The sequence below is a fragment of the Methanocalculus sp. genome (genome assembly GCF_029762515.1).
Classification (GTDB): domain Archaea; phylum Halobacteriota; class Methanomicrobia; order Methanomicrobiales; family Methanocorpusculaceae; genus Methanocalculus.
Genome location: NZ_JARVGN010000177.1, coordinates 1 through 4,565 on the forward strand (window position 1 = coordinate 1; position 4,565 = coordinate 4,565).

The window sequence follows — 4,565 nt, forward strand, 5'->3', positions numbered from 1 at the left end:
TGCGATTCAGGAGGATTTCGAAGACGCTCTCCCAGAGGATGCCCGCCTCTATCTCGAAAGGATCAGATCGGCATCTGATCGGATGGGAACCCTCATCGACGATCTCCTCCTCCTGTCACGGATCTCACGGGCAGAACTCCATCGCCAGAAGTTCTCCCTCTCAGAGCTTGCACACGAGGTAGTTGAAGAGATTATGGAGCAGGAACCTCGTGAGAACGTTAAGGTTGAGATCGAAGACGGGATGGTCGTCTCGGCAGACCGGGGGCTTATGCGGATCGTCCTCTCAAATCTCTTCTCAAATGCATGGAAATTCACCGGGAAGAAGGAGAAGACAGAGATCATCTTCAGCTCAGAGAAGAGAGGGGATCTCACAACCTATTGCATCTCCGATAATGGAGACGGCTTTGATATGGCATATGAAAAACGGCTTTTTCTCCCCTTCTCCCGACTCCACACAACAGATGAATTCCCGGGAACCGGAATCGGCCTTGCAACAACAGCCAGGATTATTTCAAAACATGAAGGTACAATCCATGCAGAAGGAATACCTGGTCAGGGTGCCACCTTTTATTTCACTCTCGGTTCAAAAGAAAGAGCAGGAGTGTTGCAGTGATCTCAAAAGGCACCATTCTACTTGTTGAGGATAACAGGGATGACGAGCTTCTGACCCTGAGGGCTTTTCAAAAGAACAGGATTGCAAACCCTATCGCAGCTGTCCGTGACGGCCAGGAGGCTCTTGACTATCTTTTTGCCACCGGTTCATATGCGGAGCGGGATCAGGATGATCTCCCGGTGATCATCCTCCTCGATCTCAAACTCCCAAAAGTCAACGGGCTTGAGGTGCTAAAAGAGATCCGTAGCAACGAGAGGACGCGTGTGATCCCTGTAATCATCCTCACCACCTCGGTTGAGGATGAGGATGTTATCGGAAGCTATGCACTTGGTGCGAACAGCTATATCCGAAAGCCTGTTGATTTTACCGAGTTTGTCGAAGCGGTCCGAACCCTTGGAAACTACTGGCTGCTTCTGAACACAAGCCCGCAATCGAGGATATAGATGATGGATGCGAAACTTCGGGTGCTTATCGCTGAAGATACCGAGGATGATGCGCTCCTTCTCATCAGGGCGCTCAGAAAAGGTGGATATACCCCGGATACCGTCAGGGTATGGAATGCAAAGACATTATCCGGGGCGCTTCTGAGTGGGGAGTGGGATATCATCCTCTCGGATTACCATATGCCGGGATTTGGAGGAGACCAGCTGATCCAGATTGTCAGGCATCAGGGAATAGATACTCCAATAATCATCGTCTCCGGTGCAATCGGCGAAGAAGCGGCGGTTGAACTGGTTAAATCCGGTGCCGAGGATTATGTGATGAAGGACAATCTCATCCGTCTTATTCCATCGATATCCCGTGCATTAAAAGAGGCCGAGGATCGGAAGGAGAGGAGGCGTGCAGAAGAAGCACTGAGAGAGTCCGAAGAGCGTTACCGGAGCCTTATCCTGCAGATTTCAGAGGGAATTATCATCTTCGACCAGAAAACGGGAAAAATCATCGAATCTAATGAGAAGATATCGGAGATCTTTGGCTATACAGAAGACGAGATCCATTCCATGGGAATCGATGAGCTCATACAAGGATGCATTAAAAAAGATGCGGGACACTGGGTCATCCCTGAAAATACCGGGCTGATTGAAGGGACAATACACCAGAAAGACGGGAAACAAAGAGATATTGAAGTGAGTCTCAGCCATATTCCCCTCAAAGAAAACCCGGATGCGGCATCGGCGGTGATACGGGATATCACAGAGAAGAAAGAGGCAGAACGTATCCAGATAGAGGCATTTATCCAGATTGACCGGAATATCGAGCAGTTTGCAATCCTGGCCGATCATATCAGAAACCCGCTCCAGGTGATCGTCGGCTATTCCGCCCTCTCAGGCGACGAGATCACAACCGAGATCGTGGAACAGGTGGACAGGATCAACGAGATCATCAAACAGCTCGATAAGGGATGGATCGACTCGGAGAATGTCCGGAGGTTCTTACGGAGGAACTACAGTATCGGCAGTTTTGAGAAGCCCGATTATATCACTCAATGAGGAGGAGTGCAATCTCATCGTCAAGGCTTCGTACTGCCATCTCACTTCATCTGAGGTGGACTCTGCTGAAAAGATGAGAAAGAATGTTATGGAGTCTGATCGTCTCCCGATGGCACATATCCACGCAGGAGCATGGCCCGGTCAATGATCCGCCGTGAGGAGCAGAATTCGCAATCTTCGAACTGCCCTGTCCTGACAACCCGGATATCCAGCCCCTGGCTCTTCAGCTCGGTTTCAAGGCTCTCCGGGGCAAACCGCTGGTTGAATCCGATGGTGATGATATCGGGTTGAATCTCCCTGATGGGTTTGAATTTGTCGGTCAGATCCCCAAGAACAGCATGGTCGACCGGCTTTAAGCCAAGCACCATGGCAAGCCGCTGATCCTCTGGTATGATCGGCTTTGGCTTATGCCTCACATTCTGTTCGCGCGCAACGATCACATGGAGTTCATCGCCAAGTGCACGGGATTCTTCCAGATAGAAGAGGTGGCCCGGATGGATGATATCAAAGGTGCCGGTGGCAACTACCCGTGTCAGTCAGATCACCTCGAGGCATCTCTCTGATCCGTCACGGGAGAATGCACGCCAGTCATCGGGCCCATACGGATATCCGATGATCAGGTGGCATGAGCCAAAGCGTGGGAAAAACCCGATATCAGCATCTGATGGTGCAATAACACCATTTGGATGGCTGTGTGCACTCCCGGAGAATGACATCCCAAGGGGGATCATATCGGTGAGGACCGATGCGCTCCGCTCATCAAGGCGGGTGCCGGGGAGGAGGTTTATGCCCGATAAAACCCCGTTATCCGCTTCGAGAAGGGCAACAAACTCAAGCGGGTGCTGGCTCTTTGCCATCTCAAGGAGTGTGGAAAGTGTTTCCTGGCTGATGGCACGGATTGTCATATCTTTAGTATTTTCTCACCTGAGACTAAGAAAGCTATTGAAGAGAACAGTGGCTTCTTCCCGCATCAGGACAAAAAGAATCCCTGATGGGAGCCGGGGATCAGGAGAAGGAGTGGCAGGGGGGCCTCTTCACGGTAGGCGGAGTGGAATTTGCCTATTCGGTTCGGATAAACAGGCGAAGAAAATACCCCTGCATCATCGTCAGGGAGAGGGGAAGGCTTGAGATCGAATCGCCTGAACCTATGGCTGAGAAGGCAGCCAGACGGTTCCTGACGGCAAACGAGGGCTGGATCATTTCAGTCTTTCAGAAGAAGGATACGAGCGGCAGATTTCGGAATGGCACAGTGACACTTGACGGTGAAGAGGTTCCCTATTATATCACAGTCAACAGGAAGAGAAAGCGGATCGCAATTACCATCCGTGATGATCTCGCTATTGAGATCCGATCCCCTGTTCCAATCAACGCAGCAGAGGCGGAGTTCTCGATTGCAGATGTTTCAAAATGGATCATGAAGACCCGTGCGAAGAAGAGGGTATGGCGTGATAATCTGCATTCACGGCAGTATGCAGAGGGTGAGACGATCCCCTTTCAGGGGCGGATGCTGACGATCCGTCATACCCAATCGGAAAAAAAGATCTCCGCGTCGATCTGTCGTGACGAACTCTGGATCGCCCTTCCCCCCGGCAGTCGGGCAGAAGAGGAGCTCCTCCGGGTAAGGAAAGCAGTGATGGACTGTTATGCAGAAGAGATTATGCCTGTTGCAATGGCAATTGCTGTCGCATCAGCTGAGGCGATCGGTGTCGCCTGCCCCCGGGTGCGGTTTGGATACCAGAAACGACGGTTTGGATCCTGCACCCCGAAGAACGGAATCATCATAAATATCAGAGTCGCGATGGCTCCGCTGCCATATCTGGAATACACAATTATCCATGAGGTCTGCCATCTGGTCGAAAGGAATCATCAGCAGCGGTTCTGGGATCTGGTGGCAACACTCCTCCCGACATTTAAGGGAGTCCATGATCAGCTCCAGAAGGAAGGGATGCAGTACTGCTTCTGAGGGAGGGGAGATGATCGGAATAAGGGGGCGCCCCTAGAAAAACCGGCGCCTTGCACCCTCTTTCGATCTGTTCATACCGGGCAGGGTTTCGAGTGCCTCCCGAATCTGCGGCAGTCTCCGCTGCACACAATTCCAGACGAGCCTGAGATCAGTTCCATAGCAGGGTGAGATCATGCCGGGGAGTGCACCCAGTGCATCCCAGGGAACAGATGGCGATGCTTCCTTATACTCATCAGGAATGCAGGAGCTGAGGATCCCGATCGTCCGGATATGAGAGAGAACCGCGTTACTGGTCTTTGCATCCGAGAGGAAGACTTCGTAAATGATCCCGCGGCAGGAGAGTTCTATATCAGTGATCGATCTGATGATCTCCCTCTGGAAGAGGAGAACCTGTGCCTGGGAGAGGGGTTCCGCCTGCATGATACAGGGTGTGAGTTGATCCCTCAGGCCTTTGAGGGAGATGAGCACAATCTTCTGACCCGCCCTCTTCTCAATAAAG

At 51.7% G+C, this 4,565-nt stretch carries 7 protein-coding genes; 4 read left to right on the top strand and 3 right to left on the bottom strand.

What is annotated here, in order from left to right; genetic code table 11:
* The 3 genes from QCH34_RS07300 to QCH34_RS07310 all read left to right on the top strand — a co-directional run.
* On the top strand, positions 1 to 613 hold a 613-nt coding region (locus QCH34_RS07300), incomplete at its 5' end, for an ATP-binding protein (RefSeq protein WP_300332322.1).
* Positions 610 to 1,056, top strand: a complete 447-nt coding sequence (locus QCH34_RS07305) for a response regulator (protein WP_300332324.1) — start codon at positions 610 to 612, stop codon at positions 1,054 to 1,056. The genes QCH34_RS07300 and QCH34_RS07305, both read left to right, overlap by 4 nt.
* Complete coding sequence (locus QCH34_RS07310) at positions 1,057 to 2,103, top strand: PAS domain S-box protein (protein WP_300332327.1); 1,047 nt, start codon at positions 1,057 to 1,059, stop codon at positions 2,101 to 2,103.
* Positions 2,104 to 2,189: 86 nt separating this feature from the next.
* On the opposite strand, the gene QCH34_RS07315 is transcribed toward QCH34_RS07310, so the two are convergent.
* Entirely contained in the window at positions 2,190 to 2,639 is a 450-nt protein-coding gene (locus tag QCH34_RS07315; protein WP_300332335.1) for an FAD synthase, read from the bottom strand.
* The gene (locus QCH34_RS07320; RefSeq protein WP_300332329.1) at positions 2,640 to 3,008 is read right to left on the bottom strand and encodes a Mov34/MPN/PAD-1 family protein; all 369 of its coding nucleotides are present in this window, start codon (positions 3,006 to 3,008) and stop codon (positions 2,640 to 2,642) included.
* An 86-nt stretch (positions 3,009 to 3,094) separates the two neighbouring features.
* Between QCH34_RS07320 and QCH34_RS07325 the strand changes: the two genes are divergently transcribed.
* Positions 3,095 to 4,066, top strand: a complete 972-nt coding sequence (locus QCH34_RS07325; RefSeq protein ID WP_300332331.1) for a YgjP-like metallopeptidase domain-containing protein — start codon at positions 3,095 to 3,097, stop codon at positions 4,064 to 4,066.
* 33 nt (positions 4,067 to 4,099) lie between these two features.
* On the opposite strand, the gene QCH34_RS07330 is transcribed toward QCH34_RS07325, so the two are convergent.
* Positions 4,100 to 4,565: HepT-like ribonuclease domain-containing protein (locus tag QCH34_RS07330; protein WP_300332333.1), on the bottom strand; the 466-nt coding region annotated here is incomplete at its 5' end.